Annotated in this window: 16 protein-coding genes; 8 read left to right on the top strand and 8 right to left on the bottom strand. The window is 52.5% G+C overall.

Annotation, left to right across the window (positions count from 1 at the left end; all coding sequences use genetic code 11):
- Positions 1–58: 58 nt before the first annotated feature.
- On the bottom strand, positions 59–1,774 hold the full coding sequence (gene dld, locus HEM79_RS06420) for a D-lactate dehydrogenase (protein WP_085460934.1): 1,716 nt from the start codon (positions 1,772–1,774) through the stop codon (positions 59–61).
- Between the two features lie 195 nt (positions 1,775–1,969).
- On the opposite strand from dld, the gene bglX reads away from it, so the two are divergent.
- The 5 genes from bglX to yehW all read left to right on the top strand — a co-directional run bounded on the left by bglX (position 1,970) and on the right by yehW (position 8,152).
- Positions 1,970–4,267 (top strand): beta-glucosidase BglX, encoded by a 2,298-nt coding sequence (gene bglX, locus HEM79_RS06415; protein WP_000871476.1) that lies wholly within the window; start codon positions 1,970–1,972, stop codon positions 4,265–4,267.
- A 148-nt stretch (positions 4,268–4,415) separates the two neighbouring features.
- Positions 4,416–5,333, top strand: a complete 918-nt coding sequence (gene osmF, locus HEM79_RS06410) for a glycine betaine ABC transporter substrate-binding protein OsmF (protein WP_065227243.1) — start codon at positions 4,416–4,418, stop codon at positions 5,331–5,333.
- A gap of 6 nt (positions 5,334–5,339) precedes the next feature.
- Complete coding sequence (locus tag HEM79_RS06405) at positions 5,340–6,497, top strand: ABC transporter permease (protein ID WP_176242195.1); 1,158 nt, start codon at positions 5,340–5,342, stop codon at positions 6,495–6,497.
- Positions 6,490–7,416 (top strand): glycine betaine ABC transporter ATP binding protein YehX, encoded by a 927-nt coding sequence (gene yehX / locus HEM79_RS06400; RefSeq protein ID WP_176242193.1) that lies wholly within the window; start codon positions 6,490–6,492, stop codon positions 7,414–7,416. The genes HEM79_RS06405 and yehX overlap by 8 nt, the downstream gene beginning before the upstream one ends.
- Before the next feature lie 4 nt (positions 7,417–7,420).
- On the top strand, positions 7,421–8,152 hold the full coding sequence (gene yehW, locus HEM79_RS06395; protein WP_176242192.1) for a glycine betaine ABC transporter permease YehW: 732 nt from the start codon (positions 7,421–7,423) through the stop codon (positions 8,150–8,152).
- Here the strand turns inward: yehW and HEM79_RS06390 are convergent.
- On the bottom strand, positions 8,133–8,240 hold the full coding sequence (locus HEM79_RS06390; protein ID WP_001216965.1) for a protein YohO: 108 nt from the start codon (positions 8,238–8,240) through the stop codon (positions 8,133–8,135). The two genes, yehW and HEM79_RS06390, sit on opposite strands and share 20 nt — an antisense overlap.
- Before the next feature lie 59 nt (positions 8,241–8,299).
- Complete coding sequence (gene mlrA / locus HEM79_RS06385) at positions 8,300–9,031, bottom strand: HTH-type transcriptional regulator MlrA (RefSeq protein ID WP_001240390.1); 732 nt, start codon at positions 9,029–9,031, stop codon at positions 8,300–8,302.
- 221 nt (positions 9,032–9,252) lie between these two features.
- Here mlrA and btsS point away from each other — a divergent pair, with 221 nt between their 5' ends.
- Genes btsS through HEM79_RS06370 form a run of 3 tightly spaced genes read left to right on the top strand, consistent with a single transcriptional unit; the run spans position 9,253 to position 12,171 of the window.
- Complete coding sequence (gene btsS, locus HEM79_RS06380) at positions 9,253–10,938, top strand: two-component regulatory system sensor histidine kinase BtsS (protein WP_105280148.1); 1,686 nt, start codon at positions 9,253–9,255, stop codon at positions 10,936–10,938.
- The gene (btsR, locus tag HEM79_RS06375; protein WP_010348973.1) at positions 10,935–11,654 is read left to right on the top strand and encodes a two-component system response regulator BtsR; all 720 of its coding nucleotides are present in this window, start codon (positions 10,935–10,937) and stop codon (positions 11,652–11,654) included. Before btsS ends, btsR begins: the two co-directional genes overlap by 4 nt.
- 46 nt (positions 11,655–11,700) lie before the next feature.
- Positions 11,701–12,171: a YehS family protein gene (locus HEM79_RS06370; protein WP_010354036.1), complete on the top strand. Its 471-nt coding sequence runs from the start codon at positions 11,701–11,703 to the stop codon at positions 12,169–12,171.
- 42 nt (positions 12,172–12,213) lie between these two features.
- Here HEM79_RS06370 and HEM79_RS06365 read toward each other — a convergent pair whose 3' ends face one another.
- From HEM79_RS06365 to HEM79_RS06345, 5 genes are all read right to left on the bottom strand, one after another.
- Positions 12,214–12,675 carry a YehR family lipoprotein gene (locus HEM79_RS06365; protein ID WP_010354037.1) on the bottom strand — a complete coding sequence of 154 codons (462 nt, stop codon included), beginning with the start codon at positions 12,673–12,675 and terminating at the stop codon, positions 12,214–12,216.
- Between the two features lie 106 nt (positions 12,676–12,781).
- Complete coding sequence (locus tag HEM79_RS06360) at positions 12,782–14,800, bottom strand: SWIM zinc finger family protein (protein WP_176242190.1); 2,019 nt, start codon at positions 14,798–14,800, stop codon at positions 12,782–12,784.
- Positions 14,797–15,933 (bottom strand): VWA domain-containing protein, encoded by a 1,137-nt coding sequence (locus HEM79_RS06355; protein ID WP_176242188.1) that lies wholly within the window; start codon positions 15,931–15,933, stop codon positions 14,797–14,799. The genes HEM79_RS06360 and HEM79_RS06355 overlap by 4 nt, the downstream gene beginning before the upstream one ends.
- Positions 15,926–18,205: a DUF5682 family protein gene (locus tag HEM79_RS06350; RefSeq protein ID WP_176242186.1), complete on the bottom strand. Its 2,280-nt coding sequence runs from the start codon at positions 18,203–18,205 to the stop codon at positions 15,926–15,928. The genes HEM79_RS06355 and HEM79_RS06350 overlap by 8 nt, the downstream gene beginning before the upstream one ends.
- Before the next feature lie 10 nt (positions 18,206–18,215).
- The gene (locus tag HEM79_RS06345) at positions 18,216–19,304 is read right to left on the bottom strand and encodes an ATP-binding protein (protein WP_176242184.1); all 1,089 of its coding nucleotides are present in this window, start codon (positions 19,302–19,304) and stop codon (positions 18,216–18,218) included.
- Positions 19,305–19,747: the final 443 nt, after the last annotated feature.

Here is a 19,747-nt window from a genome sequence, read left to right as displayed (position 1 = left end):
TGATGCGATGCTTACGCATCTTATCAGGCCTCTATCTGCATCAGGCATCCAGCCGTATTTACTCTGCTTCCTGCCAGTTTTTCCGCTTACTGGTCTTACCGATCCCAGGGTTCATACTGTTGGTCGGATCGTTCTCGCGATAAAACTTCTGCAGCGTCTCCGGCGCTTTATATAAATGACCGACGTTATGCTCGGCAGGGTATTGCGCGCCGCGCTGGCGTAACAGCTCCAGCATCTGTTCCTTCAACGCATGTACATCCACACCTTTTTTGACGATGTAATCCTGGTGGAAGACATAGCACATAAAATGACCGTAATAGAGCTTGTGTACCAACTGGCTGTCGATCTCCGGCGGCAAATGCTCATACCACTCGGTATCGTTACGACGCAGAGCAATATCCAGAGCCAGAATGTCTTCGACTTCATCGGAATGCACCGCCTGATAACGGATCGCTGCGCCCGCAGCCGCAAAACGATGCAAAAATGCTTTGCTGCCTTCCTCCGGCGTACAGACAAAGAAATCGCCTTCAGCCTGTTTGAAATAATCCACCAGCCACGATTTAGCTTCGCCAATGCCATCGCCCGCCATTTTTAACAGCAGATGATGTTCATATTTATCGCGCCAGCTGTTCATGCGTGGGGGTAAATGGCTGGGGAACAGATGACCGAATTTTTGCATCGCACGGTCGGTAAAATGCGGACGGAAGAATTTCACTTTCTCCAGCATCGCATCGGTACGCCCTTTGATATTAAAGAAGAGAGGCATCTTGTCGGTGCCAAGTTTATCGATCATCAGGAAGGTGTCTTTGCCATATTTTTCCGCGATATCGTAGATATCCCGGTGCATATATTCCCCTGCAACCGGCAGATTTTCGAAATTAGCCAGAATATGGCGGCGGATTTCAGTCAGCACTTCCGGCTGATTGGTGCCGATATAAAACACCTGCTGATTTTTTTCTGCTTCGAAGGTATCAAGACGTACCGCGAATACCGCCAGTTTTCCGGCGCAACCGGAGGATTCAAACAGGCGATCCGGGTCGGCGTTATAACGTGCGGGCGTGTCGGCTTCAATATCCCGAACGCGGTGAACATAGTCATAATCGTGGGCGTGACGACCATCGTGGCGAACATCATCTTCTTTGATACGATCGTCATCCAGCTTGCTGAGGATCTGCTCCGGTGTTTCGCCCAGATCAATCCCCAGATGGTTCACCAGCGTCAGTTTGCCGTCTTCATTTATGCGCGCGAATAACGACATTTCGGTATACGCCGGGCCACGCTGCACCAGCGAGCCGCCGGAGTTATTACAGATACCGCCGATGACCGATGCACCTATACACGACGAACCAATCACCGAGTGCGGTTCGCGCCCCAGCGGTTTGAGAGCTTTTTCCAGCGAATAGAGCGTGGTGCCAGGATATGCCAGCACCTGTTCGCCCTTGCCGAGAACGTGCAGTTTGTCGAGACGCAGGGTGCTGATGATAACGATATCGCGATCATAGTCGTTACCGTTTGGCGTCGAGCCTTCGGTCAGGCCGGTATTGGCGGCCTGCATCAGAATAATTTTGTCAGCGGTTACACAGGCTTTCAGCACCCGCCACAATTCCAGTAGCGAACCAGGGAAAACGACAGCCAGCGCGTCGCCCTGACCAGAACGGAAGCCCTTGCGATAGCGGGCCGTTTTTGCGGGATCGGTGAGCAGGTGTGAATGACCGACCAGACGGGCAAGTTCATTCAAAAAGGCTTTATTATCAGTTGTTGTCATGGAAGACATTTTCCACTCCTTGTGGTGGCGAAAAAATATCACAAACTAGAATAGCGCCTTGTATGACAATTCAGCGAGTGAATATTTTGAAAATTCAGACAATAAACTGAGCATTCTTTTTCTCTCTCCATCATGCTTATGGCAAACTACGGTTTTTGCACCATTTTCGCTGCCACATCGGGCAACAAAGGAAGAAAAATCCACATGAAATGGCTATGTTCAGTAGGTATCGCGGTAAGTCTGGCCTTACAGCCAGCACTGGCGGATGATTTGTTTGGTAACCATCCATTAACGCCCGAAGCGCGTGATGCGTTCGTCACCGAGCTGCTCAAAAAAATGACGGTTGATGAGAAGATTGGTCAACTGCGCTTAATCAGCGTCGGCCCGGATAACCCGAAAGAGGCGATCCGCGAGATGATTAAAGACGGGCAGGTTGGGGCGATTTTCAACACCGTAACCCGTCAGGATATCCGCGCCATGCAGGATCAGGTGATGGAATTAAGCCGCCTGAAAATTCCTCTTTTCTTTGCTTACGACGTGCTGCACGGTCAGCGCACTGTCTTCCCTATAAGCCTTGGTCTGGCCTCTTCTTTTAACCTCGATGCGGTGAAAACAGTAGGGCGCGTCTCTGCTTATGAAGCGGCAGATGATGGTTTGAATATGACCTGGGCGCCAATGGTCGATGTCTCGCGCGATCCGCGCTGGGGACGTGCTTCTGAAGGTTTTGGCGAAGATACGTATCTCACCTCAATAATGGGTAAAACCATGGTGGAAGCGATGCAGGGTAAAAGCCCGGCAGATCGCTACTCGGTGATGACCAGCGTCAAACACTTTGCTGCATACGGTGCGGTAGAAGGCGGCAAAGAGTACAACACCGTCGATATGAGCCCGCAGCGCCTGTTTAATGACTATATGCCGCCGTACAAAGCGGGGCTGGATGCAGGCAGCGGCGCGGTGATGGTGGCGCTGAACTCGCTGAACGGCACGCCAGCCACCTCCGATTCCTGGCTGCTGAAAGATGTTCTGCGCGATCAGTGGGGCTTTAAAGGCATCACCGTTTCCGATCATGGCGCAATCAAAGAACTGATTAAACACGGCACGGCGGCAGATCCGGAAGATGCGGTGCGCGTGGCGCTGAAATCCGGGATCAACATGAGCATGAGCGACGAGTACTACTCGAAGTATCTGCCTGGTTTGATCAAATCCGGCAAAGTGACTATGGCAGAGCTGGACGATGCCGCGCGTCACGTACTGAACGTCAAATATGACATGGGACTGTTTAACGATCCGTACAGCCACCTTGGGCCGAAAGAGTCTGACCCGGTGGATACCAATGCCGAAAGTCGCCTGCATCGCAAAGAAGCGCGTGAAGTGGCGCGAGAAAGCCTGGTGCTGCTGAAAAACCGTCTCGAAACGTTACCGCTGAAAAAATCGGCCACCATTGCGGTGGTTGGGCCACTGGCGGACAGTAAACGTGACGTGATGGGCAGCTGGTCCGCAGCCGGTGTTGCCGATCAATCCGTGACCGTACTGACCGGGATTAAAAATGCCGTCGGTGAAAACGGTAAAGTGCTGTATGCCAAAGGGGCGAACGTTACCAGTGACAAAGGCATTATCGACTTCCTGAATCAGTATGAAGAAGCGGTCAAAGTCGATCCTCGTTCTGCTCAAGAGATGATTGATGAAGCAGTGCAGACCGCGAAACAATCTGATGTGGTGGTGGCGGTAGTCGGTGAAGCTCAGGGGATGGCGCACGAAGCCTCCAGCCGTACCGATATCACTATTCCGCAAAGCCAACGTGACTTGATTGCGGCGCTGAAAGCCACCGGTAAACCGCTGGTGCTGGTGCTGATGAACGGGCGTCCGCTGGCGCTGGTGAAAGAAGATCAGCAGGCTGACGCGATTCTGGAAACCTGGTTTGCGGGTACGGAAGGGGGGAATGCGATTGCCGATGTATTGTTTGGCGATTACAACCCGTCCGGCAAGCTGCCGATGTCCTTCCCGCGTTCTGTCGGGCAGATCCCGGTTTACTACAGCCATCTGAATACGGGTCGCCCGTATAACGCTGACAAGCCGAACAAATACACTTCACGCTATTTCGATGAAGCTAACGGTGCGCTTTACCCGTTCGGTTATGGTCTGAGCTACACCACTTTCACTGTCTCTGATGTGAAACTCTCTGCCCCGACCATGAAGCGTGACGGCAAAGTGACTGCCAGCGTGCAGGTGACGAACACCGGCAAACGCGAAGGGGCGACGGTGGTTCAGATGTATTTGCAGGATGTGACCGCTTCTATGAGCCGTCCGGTGAAGCAGCTGAAAGGCTTTGAGAAAATCACCCTGAAACCGGGCGAAACTCAGACTGTCAGCTTCCCGATCGACATTGATGCGCTGAAGTTCTGGAATCAGCAGATGAAATATGACGCCGAGCCAGGCAAGTTCAACGTCTTTATCGGCACCGATTCCGCACGCGTTAAGAAAGGCGAGTTTGAGTTGCTGTAATGCTTTAGTAAGGGCGCGACGTTTGCGCCCTTTAAGTATTTATCTGATTCTGCAACTGAATCCGTCCGCTCAGGCTAACTCCGCCATTATCAACTATGCTTTTCTCTTAATTCGCTGAAAACAACAGTAAAAGAATGAGGAAAGCATCATGCCACTCTCAAAGGTCTGGGCAGGTTCACTGGTTTTGTTGGCAGCCGTGAGCCTGCCGCTGCACGCGGCTTCCCCCGTTAAAGTCGGTTCAAAAATCGATACCGAAGGCGCGCTACTCGGCAACATCATCTTGCAGGTACTCGAAAGCCACGGCGTACCGACGGTCAATAAAGTGCAACTCGGAACGACTCCTGTGGTGCGCGGGGCGATTACTTCCGGTGAACTGGATATCTATCCGGAATATACCGGCAATGGCGCTTTCTTCTTTAAAGATGAAAACGATGCAGCGTGGAAAAATGCCGGACAGGGCTACGAGAAAGTCAAAAAACTCGATGCAGAGCAAAACAAGTTAATCTGGCTGACGCCCGCACCTGCGAATAACACCTGGACCATCGCCGTGCGTCAGGATGTGGCAGAGAAAAACAAACTCACTTCGCTTGCCGACCTGAGTCGTTATCTGAAAGAGGGCGGCACCTTCAAACTGGCAGCCTCGGCAGAGTTTATCGAACGCGCAGATGCCTTACCCGCTTTTGAAAAAGCCTATGACTTTAAGCTCGGTCAGGATCAGTTGCTGTCACTGGCCGGTGGCGACACGGCGGTAACGATTAAAGCCGCTGCCCAACAAACATCCGGCGTTAATGCGGCGATGGCTTACGGCACCGACGGCCCGGTAGCGGCGCTGGGGCTGCAAACTTTAAGCGATCCACAAGGTGTTCAACCTATCTACGCGCCTGCGCCAGTGGTGCGTGAGTCGGTGTTGAAGGAGTATCCGCAAATGGCACAGTGGCTACAGCCAGTTTTCGCCAGCCTCGATGAAAAGACGTTACAGCAACTGAATGCCAGCATTGCCGTTGAAGGACTGGATGCCAAAAAAGTGGCTGCCGACTACCTGAAACAAAAAGGGTGGACGAAGTAATTTCTCGTGACTTATCTACGTATTAATCCTGTTCTGGTGCTGCTGCTGTTGCTGACGGCAATCGCAGCGGCGCTACCGTTTATCAGTTACGCGCCTAACCGTTTAGTTTCTGGTGAGGGGCGTCATCTCTGGCAACTGTGGCCGCAAACGATCTGGATGCTGGTGGGTGTTGGTTGCGCCTGGCTGACAGCCTGTTTTGTTCCCGGTAGAAAAGGCAGCATTTTTGCTCTCATCCTTGCGCAATTCGTCTTCATCTTGCTGGTATGGGGCGCAGGAAAGGCCGCGACGCAACTGGCGCAAAGTGGCAGTTCGCTGGCGCGTGCCAGCCTCGGCAGTGGTTTCTGGCTGGCTGCGGCGCTGGCATTGCTGGCCTGTAGTGATGCAATCCGCCGGATCACCATGCATCCGTTGTGGCGCTGGTTGTTGCATATACAGATTGTCATCATTCCGCTGTGGCTGCTGTACTCAGGCACGCTTAACGATCTCTCGCTAATGAAAGAGTACGCCAACCGTCAGGATGTGTTCGATGACGCGCTGGCGCAGCATCTGACGTTGTTGTTTGGTTCGGTGCTTCCTGCGCTGGCTATCGGTGTGCCACTGGGCATCTGGTGTTACTTTTCCACTGCGCGGCAGGGGACGATTTTTTCTCTGCTCAATGTCATTCAGACTGTGCCTTCGGTGGCGCTCTTTGGCCTGTTGATTGCGCCGCTTGCCGGGCTGGTCAGCGCATTTCCGTGGCTCGGAACGCTTGGTGTTGCAGGAACCGGAATGACACCCGCACTGATTGCGCTGGTGCTTTACGCCTTACTGCCGTTGGTGCGCGGCGTGGTAGTTGGGTTGAATCAGATCCCGCGCGACGTGCTGGAGAGCGCCACAGCGATGGGCATGAGCGGGACGCAGCGATTCCTGCATGTGCAGTTACCGCTGGCGTTACCGGTATTTCTGCGCAGCCTGCGGGTGGTGATGGTGCAGACTGTCGGTATGGCGGTGATTGCGGCGTTAATCGGCGCTGGCGGTTTTGGCGCACTGGTTTTCCAGGGGCTGCTAAGCAGTGCCATTGATTTAGTGTTGCTGGGAGTGGTCCCGGTGATTGTACTGGCGGTGCTAACCGACGCGTTGTTCGATTTGCTTATCGCACTGCTGAAGGTAACAAACCATGATTGAATTTAGCCATGTCAGCAAACTGTTCGGCACACAAAAAGCCGTTAACGACCTCAATCTCAATTTTCAGGAGGGGAGTTTCTCGGTGCTGATTGGCACATCAGGCTCCGGCAAATCCACTACCCTGAAGATGATTAACCGCCTGGTGGAGCATGACAGTGGCGTGATCCGCTTTGCCGGAGAAGAAATTCGCTCGCTGCCAGTGCTGGAGCTGCGCCGCCGGATGGGATACGCCATCCAGTCGATAGGTTTATTTCCCCACTGGAGCGTGGCGCAAAACATCGCCACCGTGCCGCAATTACAAAAATGGTCGCGGGCGCGGATTGACGATCGCATCGATGAATTAATGGCGCTGCTGGGGCTGGAGGCGAATTTACGCGAGCGTTATCCGCATCAGCTTTCCGGTGGTCAGCAGCAACGTGTGGGAGTGGCGCGCGCACTGGCTGCCGATCCGCAAGTCTTATTGATGGATGAACCCTTTGGCGCGTTGGATCCGGTGACGCGCGGCGCGTTGCAACAAGAGATGACGCGCATTCACCGTTTGCTGGGGCGCACTATTGTGCTGGTCACTCATGATATTGATGAGGCGCTACGGCTGGCAGAACATCTGGTGTTAATGGATCATGGTGAAGTGGTGCAGCAGGGCAATCCGCTGGCGATGCTTACTCGCCCGGCGAATGATTTTGTGCGCCAGTTTTTTGGTCGCAGCGAGCTGGGCGTGCGCCTGTTATCGTTACGTAGTGTGACCGATTATGTGCGCCGCAACGAACATGCTGAAGGTGAGGCACTGGCAGAAGAGATGACGCTACGCGATGCGCTCTCATTGTTTGTCGCTCGTGGTTGTGAAGTGTTGCCGGTGGTTGACGCTCAGGGTAAACCTTGCGGCACATTGCATTTTCAGGATCTGCTGGTGGAGGCGTAAGCGTATGAAGATGTTGCGCGATCCGCTGTTCTGGCTCATTGCTCTGTTTGTGGGGCTGATTTTCTGGCTACCCTATAGCCAGCCACTGTTTGATGCTTTGTTCCCACAACTGCCGAGACCTGTTTATCAGCAGGAAAGCTTTGCTGCCCTGGCGCTGGCTCATTTCTGGTTGGTGGGGATCTCAAGTTTGTTTGCCGTGATCATTGGTACTGGTGCCGGAATTGCTGTCACTCGCCCGTGGGGCGCGGAGTTTCGCCCGATGGTGGAAACCATTGCCGCCGTTGGGCAGACTTTTCCGCCCGTAGCTGTGCTGGCGATTGCTGTTCCGGTGATGGGGTTTGGTCAGCAACCGGCGATTATTGCTTTGATCCTTTACGGCGTGCTACCGATCTTACAGGCAACACTTGCCGGACTGGGAGCGATTGATGCCAGCGTGACAGACGTTGCCAAAGGGATGGGAATGAGCCGGGGTCAGCGATTACGTAAAGTGGAGTTACCGTTGGCAGCGCCAGTGATTCTGGCCGGCGTGCGGACTTCAGTGATTATCAACATTGGTACGGCGACCATTGCCTCAACGGTAGGAGCCAGCACGCTGGGGACGCCCATCATCATCGGACTTAGCGGATTTAACACTGCTTATGTGATTCAGGGGGCGTTGCTGGTGGCACTGGCGGCGATCATCGTAGACCGCCTGTTTGAACGACTGGTGCAGCGACTCAGCCAGCACGCAGAATAAAGGTATAACCTGCGAGCATGACGCCACCGATACCGCCTAACGCCATCAACAGGAACAGGGTGATAACCCCAATTTTCGCTATGCGCATAATGCACTCCTTATGTTAACGAAAGGATTGTACAGTAAAGCGCATTTGTTAACGAATCATTAAATGCCGAGTGGGAAAATATCATGGCCTTGTTCCTGCCAGCTGGTGAGTTGCTGCTGCTGGGCGGGAGACTGGTTTTCACCGCACCACACTAATAGTGTGCGGCCTTCAAACAGTTCCGGGCGTAGTTGATTGAGCGAGTGGGCGAGGACATCAATGCGCCATCCCTGCTGGCTGGCAATCCAGCCTTCCAGCCACAGACGCGTGGTATCCTGAATATTCCAGCCAACCACCAGCGCATCTTTGCCCTGTTTTTTACGTGCTGAGGCCAGACAAATGGCGATGTAGTTGATCAGTACACCGTCAAGGATCGCCAGTAACGCCTGGAGAGTTGGTTGCTGACACTGAAGACGTCGGCGCAGAGGAATGAACAGATGTGTGGTGAGCGTCTGGGCGGGGTAATCCTGACCACGCTCTTTGATCCACATTCGCAGACTTTGTAGATTGCCACTTTGCAGGTAATTAAGCAGAGTTTCTTGCTGATCGCGCCAGCCGTTTTGCACATCAACATTCTCATTACTGAGTAGCATTTTAACTTTGCTGACCTGCACGCCGTTATCGATCCAGCGTTTGATCTCGCGGATCCGGTCAATATCGGCATCGTTGAACAGGCGATGTCCGCCGTCTGTGCGCTGCGGTTTCAATAATCCGTAACGCCTCTGCCACGCGCGTAACGTGACAGGATTGATATCACAAAGCAACGCCACTTCACCAATTGTGTAAAGCGCCATCCTACCACCCATGCTCGCGAGGTCCCGGTTTAACTTTAGACGCAGATTTGCGAACCAGGTAGTTTTGTCCGTTTTTAGTTCATCGTTAGGGTGATTTTATTTTTGCCAGGCGATTTTGAGTGATCGTACTCACGAATTCTCATTTTTCTGCAAGAGTTCAAAGAAAGTTAAACGCAGGCAATGTATGTTACGCGTTTTAAAGGGAAGTGTGGTTTGCGGGTATGTACGATTTTAATCTGGTGTTGCTGCTGCTTCAGCAGATGTGCGTTTTTTTAGTCATTGCGTGGTTAATGAGTAAAACGCCATTATTCATACCGTTAATGCAGGTCACGGTTCGTCTGCCGCATAAATTTCTCTGCTACATCGTCTTTTCCATCTTCTGCATCATGGGCACCTGGTTCGGGTTGCATATCGACGATTCGATTGCTAATACGCGGGCGATTGGCGCGGTGATGGGAGGCTTACTCGGCGGCCCGGTGGTGGGCGGTCTGGTTGGTCTGACCGGCGGGTTACATCGATACTCAATGGGGGGGATGACCGCGCTAAGTTGCATGATCTCGACTATCGTCGAAGGATTGCTCGGCGGCCTGGTACACAGCATCCTGATCCGTCGTGGACGCACTGATAAAGTCTTTAACCCCATTACCGCAGGTGCCGTCACGTTCGTTGCTGAAATGGTGCAAATGTTGATCATCCTGGCGATCGCCCGACCTTATGAAGATGCGGTGCGTCTGGTGAGTAATATTGCTGCGCCAATGATGGTCACCAATACCGTCGGCGCGGCGCTGTTTATGCGTATATTGCTTGATAAACGCGCGATGTTTGAAAAATACACTTCGGCTTTTTCCGCCACCGCGTTGAAAGTCGCAGCCTCGACGGAAGGCATTTTGCGCCAGGGCTTTAACGAAGTGAACAGCATGAAAGTGGCACAGGTGCTGTATCAGGAACTGGATATTGGTGCTGTAGCCATTACCGATCGCGAGAAATTGCTGGCCTTTACCGGAATCGGTGACGACCATCATTTGCCAGGCAAACCGATTTCCTCGACCTACACCTTAAAAGCGATTGAAACCGGCGAAGTGGTCTACGCCGATGGCAACGAAGTGCCTTACCGTTGCTCTTTGCATCCGCAATGCAAACTGGGTTCGACGCTGGTGATTCCATTGCGTGGAGAAAATCAGCGGGTGATGGGCACCATCAAATTGTATGAAGCGAAAAACCGTTTGTTCAGCTCAATCAACCGCACGCTGGGGGAGGGGATTGCGCAATTGCTTTCGGCGCAGATCCTCGCCGGGCAATATGAGCGGCAAAAAGCCATGCTCACCCAGTCAGAAATTAAACTGCTTCACGCCCAGGTGAATCCCCATTTCCTGTTCAATGCGCTTAACACCATTAAAGCTGTTATCCGCCGCGACAGCGAACAGGCCAGCCAGTTGGTGCAGTATCTTTCCACTTTTTTCCGCAAAAACTTAAAGCGGCCTTCGGAGTTTGTTACTCTCGCCGACGAGATTGAACATGTGAATGCTTATCTGCAAATTGAAAAGGCGCGCTTCCAGTCGCGATTGCAGGTCAACATTTCTATTCCAGAGGAGTTATCCCGGCAGCAGTTGCCCGCGTTTACCCTGCAACCAATAGTGGAAAACGCTATTAAACATGGAACATCACAACTCCTGGATACAGGGCGAGTGGCAATTAGCGCAAGACGTGAAGGGCAACATTTAATGCTGGAGATCGAAGACAATGCCGGTTTGTATCAACCGGCAACTAATGCCAGCGGGCTGGGGATGAATCTGGTGGATAAGCGTTTACGTGAGCGTTTTGGCGATGACTATGGGATAAGCGTCGCCTGTGAGCCTGATAGTTACACCCGAATAACGTTACGACTGCCATGGAGGGACGAGGCATGATTAAAGTCTTAATTGTCGATGATGAACCGTTAGCACGGGAGAACCTGCGCGTATTTTTGCAAGAACAGAGCGATATTGAAATTGTCGGCGAGTGCTCAAACGCCGTGGAAGGGATCGGCGCGGTGCATAAACTGCGCCCGGACGTGCTGTTTCTCGACATCCAGATGCCGCGCATCAGCGGTCTGGAAATGGTGGGGATGCTCGACCCGGAACATCGTCCGTATATCGTTTTTCTCACCGCGTTTGACGAATACGCCATTAAAGCCTTTGAAGAACATGCCTTTGATTATCTCCTGAAGCCAATTGATGAAGCGCGACTGGCGAAAACGCTGGCGCGTTTGCGTCAGGAGCGGAGCAAGCAGGATGTTTCGCTGTTACCGGAAAATCAGCAGGCGCTGAAATTTATTCCTTGTACGGGGCATAGTCGGATTTATTTGCTGCAAATGAAAGATGTGGCGTTTGTCAGCAGTCGGATGAGCGGTGTTTATGTCACCAGTCACGAAGGGAAAGAAGGTTTTACCGAACTGACTTTGCGCACCCTGGAGAGTCGTACACCGCTACTGCGTTGTCATCGTCAGTATCTGGTTAACCTCGCGCATTTGCAGGAGATTCGCCTGGAAGATAATGGCCAGGCCGAGTTAATTTTACGTAATGGCTTAACCGTGCCGGTCAGCCGCCGTTATCTGAAAAGCTTAAAAGAGGCGATTGGCCTTTAAAAGACTGCTAAAATGGCTTTTTGCCTCATCAACACCTGAAGGCCTCATGCTAAGTAACGATATTCTGCGCAGCGTGCGCTACATTTTAAAAGCCAATAATAACGACCTGGTGCGCATTCTGGCGCTGGGCAATGTCGAAGCCACTGCCGAACAGATTGCCATCTGGTTGCGTAAAGAAGACGAAGAAGGTTTTCAACGTTGTCCGGACATTATTTTGTCCTCATTCCTGAATGGCCTGATTTACGAAAAACGCGGCAGGGATGAGTCTGCACCGGCACTGGAACCGGAACGTCGTATTAATAACAACATCGTGCTGAAAAAATTGCGCATCGCGTTTTCACTGAAAACCGATGACATTCTGGCGATCCTCACCGAACAGCAGTTTCGCGTTTCTATGCCTGAAATTACTGCGATGATGCGTGCACCGGAGCATAAAAACTTCCGCGAATGCGGCGATCAATTCTTGCGTTATTTTCTGCGTGGACTGGCTGCGCGCCAGCATGTGAAGAAAAACTAAGACAGGTCTGGAGGCCATGCAGAGAGCATGGCCTCCGGCAGATTATTTCACTTCTTTAAAGCCAGCGGCTTTCATCACCAGTTCCATTTGCGCCATAGTGATGCCTTTTTTGGCATCGTCAGCAGAAATGTTAATGCCGGAAATACCCTGCAGGGCTTTAAAATCAACTTTTTCCATATCGATAGTTACGTTTTCCTGCGCGTAAGTATCAGTAAAGGTTAATTTTTCTTCAACGCCAGTAATGTTTTTATATTTTGCACTTAACGGCTCAAGCTTTTTAGCCGCCTCTTCTTTGTTAGCTGCACCGATGGTTGCAAACTGAATTTTGGTTTCTGAAGATTGCTTAAGCACCTTGTCGCCTTTGTAGACATAGGTAATGGCAATTTCAGTACCGTTCAGATTGGCACTAAATTTCTTTGATTCTTCTTTATCACCACAGCCAGCGAGAGAGAAAACCAGAACAGATGCAACAACGAGGGAAAACAGTTTGTTGAAAGCCTTCATGTAAAACTCCATTTTATCAAGATCAGAAAACTGGTGACTCTCACCAGGGCGCTATAGAATATTCTTTATACCTCGTCTTGAGCAGTCCGGAAATGGAGTAGATCTCTTAATAAAAAGCATTTTTTCCTCCTTGTTGCTCAAGCATCAGTAACAACTGTTCGCAGAGTAAAACACAGTTATTCAATACTTCTGCCAGTGTCTCGCCTTCCGCATTGCGTAATTGCTTCAATACATGCGCCAGCCGATAAAAACCTACTACGGTGAGTTCGTTCGCCAGAAAATCAGCCTGACTAATGGCGCTCTGTTGCTGATAGCGCCAGCCGTTATGGAGCAGTTGAATAAGCAACGCCTGGCAGCGCATCAGCAATTGATGAGCGGTGGACGGCACAGGAAGAACGTGGGCGGAAGGTAGCGGTGCCACAGGCGCAGTTTCTGCATCCAGCGCCCAGGCGCGAGTTTGCGTCATCATCACCCGTGGCTCCAGCGTCAATTGCCCCTCAACAAAACTGACAAAACCAGAAACCAGACACACAGGATCATCCTGCTGTTGTAAAAGGGACGCCATACGTTCAACTGCAAAGGGCGCACTGGTTGAAGCTGGCAGTGATAACGTCAGCACGTTATCTTCGCCTTCGCCACTGATTACCTGCGCATCCAGCGTCTGGCGGCTGCTATCCCAGCCAAGGGAAAGACATTCCGCCACTGGCAGAATAAATAAATTATCCACCTGGTTAAGAGGTCGTATGCAGGCTGGTGGACGCTGGCATAGGTATTCCCGCAGAGCCACAATGCCTGGCTGACGTAACGGTGACCCCAGCATTTGCCAGGCATCAGGTGACAGTGGCACAACGCTACTTAAGCGGTTGCGCGTACCTAATAACAGTTCGCCTTCGGCGCTCCGACGTGCAGCTTGTGAAACAATTTGCCCACCCGCCAGCGCGGCAGCCTGAAAGGTAAACAGCCGACGCGTAGCTGCTGGCGCCTTTTCTTGTTCACTTCTTGACCAACTGCGTGACAGATGCAAAATACTGCCAGTGTCGGGGTCGCTAAACCAGATCCGTAAACCATACTGTTGGAAGTCCTGCCAGCAACGCATACCTAACGATACCAGCCGCAGATGATCAAGCTTTGCTTCTCCGGCAATACCTGCACCGACGACCGTGCGCCAGGGCATGGGCGGGACTTCACTAACACCATCGCGTCGCGCCATCTCTTGTGCACAGTTCAATCGACTGTTTAATGCCGCAAGCTGATGTAAGCATTCTCCGGCATGATAGTGACTGGCGCGGGCGTGGGAGGCATCAATACTGGCGCGCAGTTGCCGTAGCGATTCACTCACCCATCGCCAGTTGCAGCGTTCCGCCGCTTGCTGTGCGCGGCTGAATGCTGCCTCGTAGTGGAGTAACGGCTGGCTGATGCCGCCCAGCCATAATGCCTGGCTTAATTGTTGGACATATTGACGACATGCTTTGCCTTCGTCGCTGGCAAATGGATCGTCGTTCGAGGCGATGTGTTCGCTGCGCATCTGCCAGATTAAATGGGTAAATTCTGCCTGCTGCGTTTTGGCCTGGGCAAATGCCTGCACTGCCAGTACTACGTGTTCGCATAGCGTTCCTTCAATGCAATCACAACGGGCGAAACGAATGCTGCTGCGGGAATAAAAACGCACATCGCTCATCGGTAAGCGGGCAGAGGGAATTTCGCCTGGCGCACAGAACAGTTCAATGGTGATACCTTTGGCGACCAGGGATTGCGCGCGTTTGTGCGTGGCAGTGGGCAGGGTAGTCAGTTCTTCCGGCCAGATTGCCGGGTTCCATTCCTCTTCTTTTTCCGTGGGCTGAGAGGTAGCACAAAGTCGCTGATAACTTAACACCAGCATCACGCGATGGCGGCACATACCGATAGCTCCGCAGCTACACTGAGCCTCCTTCAGCGCCTGACCGCTTGCCAGTTGGCTGCATGTACCGTCACTAAATGTGGCGATCAGCGTGCCGTTTTCATGGCTGATTTGCGGGATATTGCCATTTTCCAGTTCCTTAAGACTGCGCTTAACAAAACCAGCATTGCTTAACGCCGTCAGGGCTTGTGGCGTCAGTTCTAATAATTCCGGGTGTAGTGCATTCATGACTGAAGTTTCTCCGCCAGCCATGACGCCAGTTCGCCCGGCGTCATGGCAGCAATTTGTGCACCGACATTAACCAGCGCCTGGGCCATATCACGGTCATAACAGGGCGTTGCTGTGCTATCGAGCGCCGCCAGTCCCAGCACTTTGATGCCGCTTTGAACACATTGTTTCACCTGGTGGATGAGTGATGATGATGCTCCTCCCTCATAAAAATCGCTCACCAGAATAATTACACTTTTACCCGGCTGTTCAATAAGTTGACGGGCATACTCCATCGCACTGGCGATGTGCGTTCCGCCGCCTAACTGTACTTTCATTAATAACTCCACCGGATCGGCAACGTCTGCCGTGAGATCGACCACGCTGGTGTCAAAAGCGACCAGATGTGTGCGGATACCGGGTAGTTGCCATAGACAGGCCGCCATCACTGCCGAGTGGATCACCGAATCCACCATTGATCCACTTTGATCAACCAGTAAAACCAGTTGCCATTGTTCGCTATGGCGCTTAATTCGGCTGTTAAAGCGGGGCGATTCGATATACAACTTGCCGTGTTGCGGATGCCAGTGTTGCAGGTTGGCGCGCAGAGTACTTTTGAAATCGAAATTACGCGCCAAGGGAATATGCGAGCGGCGTCGACGGTCACGTACACCAGAAAAAGCCTGACGAACTTCCTTCGCCAGTCGTGCCATAATTTCTTCCACCACCTGGCGCACTATCCGGCGAGCGGCAGCCAGCACGTCCGGATTCATCAAATGTTTAGTGTGCAAAACGGCGCGTAACAGGCTTTCAGAGGGCTGCATACGTTCCAGCACCTCAAGATTTGTCACCACATCTTCAATGCCGTAGCGCAGCACCGCGTCACTTTCCAGCCGCTCAATGACCTGCTGCGGAAAGAGCGTATGAATACTATTGATCCATTCTGGCGTGGTGAGATTTGAGCTACCTAATCCACCGGATCGTTCACCACGCTGGATACGTTCGGGATCGCGCCCATACAGCCACTCCAGCGCATGGTCTATCTGCCGGGCATTGCCATCCAGAGCACCAAGGGTCGTTTCTGCCGCTTCGCCAAGAATCAATCGCCAGCGTTGTAGCTCACGGGTAGTCAGAAGATCGTTCAGTTCAGACATGGAATACTCCCCAGTGTTGCAGCGACGCCAGTGCCTGCTGTTCGAGTTGTTGATGATGTGCAATGGCTTGCGGTGGGCAATGCAACGGCATTTGCAGCGCCGAAACGGGAAGTTGCGCCAGTTGATAATGCTCAAGCACCTGATGCGCCAGCGTCCCGCGTTCTCGTGGTGGTAGCCAGGCCATCGCTGCACGTAAATCGGGCAGAGCGGTAATAAAATCGGCGTCACTGAGTTGATTTAAATGACGGCTGAAACCAGCGATAAATGCAGGCTGGCAAGCCAGTTGATGACGGGCCAGCGCCAGCAAACCGTGCAGAGCTTCGCCTGACTGTGCCGGAGACAATTGGGTTAGCATCGTCAGCGCCGCTTCGGCACTGGCGTTGGGATGTTCCAGACGCATCAGTGCGCCAAGAGCCGCGCCGCGATCCAGCGCCGTTGCATGAGTGCTCTGGCTGCGGCGTTCCAGTAATGCCAGAGCGGCGGAAAGCGAGACGCCCGGCAGTTGAATGCCGCTATGAAGGTCGCGCAGGATATGACACAACGCTCGCCAGCTATGCAAATGGGTGTGAAATTCTTTTTCGTCCGGTCTGCCGTTGGATTCACATAGCCATAGCGTGCGGTCGATGGCCGCACATAACGTTGTTTGTAATATCTGTGAGCCTTGCATACCGCTGATTTCATCCAGCCGCCACAAGGCGTAAAGCACTTCCAGCGCCTGGCCCATCTCAGCAAACTGATTTTCCTGGGCGATGAGCAACGCGAGTTGTTCCAGTAACTGCTCACTAAAGTTCGCCAGACCGGCTAATGCTGCCTGGCTCAGACACGCAGTGATGCTGCTAATTCCTCCTGCATCCAGCATGTCTGCTTCTAATTTGTTACGTGCAGCTTCCTGAAGTGTGGCACCAAAGCAGGCTGCTTCAATCAATGCGGCATGTTGGCTAAGTGGTTGAGTTAATTTCCACTGTTCTTCGCCGTTACCCGCAAGCGTCAGTGTACTTCCGTGTTGACGAGTGATGCCGGGGAGTTCGAGGATTGCCAGCCGATGCAGCACCTGACTTTGTGCCAGGCCGCCGGGGGTAAAGCGGTTCAACGCCAGGTCGGATGGTAGGGTGATTTCGGTACGTTCCAGTTCGGATGTTACATCTTTTGGTAGAGGAGGCAGAGGCGTGGAAGGTGCAAGTTTGCCAAATCCATCTCCTGCCAGGACATCAATCAGCGTCAGCAAAATGGGATCGGTATCCGGGTGAATGACTCCGCGATAGCTCCACGGTAGCGGCGCGTTTAATGCTTCTTTGATAAGCGAGCCCGCTAATGCATCCAGCCAGTCAGTACGTAGCGGCAGAGTATGACCGCGCAGTTGTGCCAGAGCCATCGAATGCAGATGGGCGGCAGCCATATCGGCGGTGGAGGCAGGTAAGTGGTGCTGACGTAAACGGGTTAGAATCGTTTTAAGTAACAGCTCTCCGGCGCGTTGCAAACCAAATTTCCAGCACCAGTTTTGCCAGACCGGAGCTGGCATTCCTGAAAGGTATCCCGCCAGCACATCAAGGCGTTTTTCACTGTATGGTGTGAGATAACAACCAGTAACAGCTTCTGGCAGTGATGGTAATTCTGGTTTTTGACTTTCCTGCAAGCATTCGCGCCATCTTTTTGCCAGCGCCGGGGCGTGCCAGCCGCCGCAGACGACTAACACATTGCCATTGTTTTGCCGCATAGCCCATGCAATCCAGCGAGCCATAAAGGTTTCACGCTGGCAGTTGAGAGCATCAGCAGGGGTTTCTCCCCGTAGTTGTTCAAAATAGTGAGCCAGTGATGATGGCAGCACAGCTTGCTGGCTTTCATCTTCGAACAGGTGATCCCACAGCGTGTCGCTGTTATCCATGCGGGTAGCGCGTAGCAGTAAGGCCTGACCGCCATCAGCCGCAGCCGATTCATCGTCATCCTCTTCACTCTGCGCCCAGCAAGGTAAATCGATAAAGTACGTTTGCGCCTGAATGCGACGCGCGGCGTGCAATGCCTGCCACTCCGGGGAGAATTCGGCAAACGGGGTCCAGGCACCGCGCCCCGTGACCTTACTGTCCTGATATTGAGAATAACTGTATATGGCAACAGGAAGCTGGTGGGCTAAAAACAATTCATCTACCCGGTCATTAAAATCGGCTGGACCTTCAATCAACACGTATCGTGGTTGCTTACTTTCGATTAGCGATTTTACCAGCCGGGCACAGGCCGGGCTATGATGCCGGATGCCGACAATTAACGGCTCGCTCATACAACTTTCCTCACGGCAGACGGTGGCGAGCTTGATAATAAGCCTGCCAGTGAGCTTCTTTATACGTGGCAACACGCTGTTCAAAGTAACGGCGCAGCCGAGCGCGATCTTCTTCGTTATCTTTGACGATGGTGCCTGCAATACAGTCCACCAGATCGGCAGGCTCTCCCGGGCGATTCGCTAAAAACCAGGCGCGGACCCCCACGGCGTGTGCCACGTTAACGGCTTCAGCGGTAGACATAATGGCCGTCAGGGTATCCATTGACGTTTTCTTTTCGCCGTTGGCACGCAGATCGCGGAAGGTACGCACCAGTAGTTCCAGTACCGCGTCAGGCACTTTGTGCGGAATGCCACTATGAGCCAGCAAACGCGCCGAAGCACTGGCGACCAGTTCCAGTTCCTGGGCGAAATCCATAATCGGAAAGACGGTTTCAAAATCGAAGCGACGTTTTAGCGCCGCGCTCATTTCATTGACGCCGCGATCGCGGGTATTGGCGGTGGCAATAATGTTAAAGCCTGCACGGGCGTAGAGTTGACTTGCTTCACCGGTAAGTTCCGGAACCGTCATAACCCTGTCAGAAAGCATACCTAACAGACAGTCTTGTACTTCCAGCGGTGTACGCGTTATCTCTTCAAAACGGACGATTTTGCCATCACGCATCCCCTGGTAGAGCGGAGCCGGGACAAGAGCTTCTGTTGACGGACCGTGGTTGATTAGCAGAGCGTAGTTCCAGCCGTATTTGATTTGGTCTTCGGTGGTTGATGCGCCGCCCTGAATGGTTAAACCGGCATCGCCGCTAATGGCTGTTGCGAGCAATTCAGAAAGGAGAGATTTTGCCGTACCCGGCTCCCCAACCAGCATTAAACCGCGCCCGGTGGCAAGAGTCACTAACATGCGTTCGATAGCAGAAGGGCTGATTACGACTTTACGGCTGATGTTTTGCGCCTCATCGCCAAGAATAAAAGCACGGGCTGCTGGCAAACTTAACTGCCAGCCGGGAGGGCAGGGCACGCGATCATTTTGTTTTAATTTTGCCAGTTCATCGGCATATAACACAGCGGCAGGCGGACGCTGCAGATGATTATTCTGTGGTGACATATATTCATCCCTGAAATGTATTAGTGAAATAAACGATATTCTACGCGCAATAATTGTTTGGCGCATTAATTGTTTGAGTGGAAAATATCTGGAAAGTAGATCACGGGAAATAAAAAAACCTGCTGGTGAGGCAGGTTTTTTTATTTACGACTTTGATGCTAAATTACTGATTGTGCAACATTTCGTACCAACGAATGAATTATAACCATACCTACGCTCCATTGCAATTCAGCAAGTGAGATTTATAATCCTGTCCGTTGGGAGGTTGTTCTGGATCGGGCCAATTTCAAGTCCTGGCTGCCGGACGGGTGGTGCCGCAGGCGGTGCCCTGATCCGGAGAGCAACGTTTCGTACCAACATACGTAAACCGGCATCGACAGGCAGCGTAAGGGTAAGGTGCTGGTGTTGCGCTCCTTAATAAGGAGAGCGAATGGACACGCTGA

This window comes from Escherichia sp. 93.0816, assembly GCF_013368855.2.
GTDB lineage: Bacteria > Pseudomonadota > Gammaproteobacteria > Enterobacterales > Enterobacteriaceae > Escherichia > Escherichia ruysiae.
The sequence above is the reverse complement of the archived record's forward strand: the minus strand, read 5'-3'. Positions and strand labels throughout refer to the sequence as shown.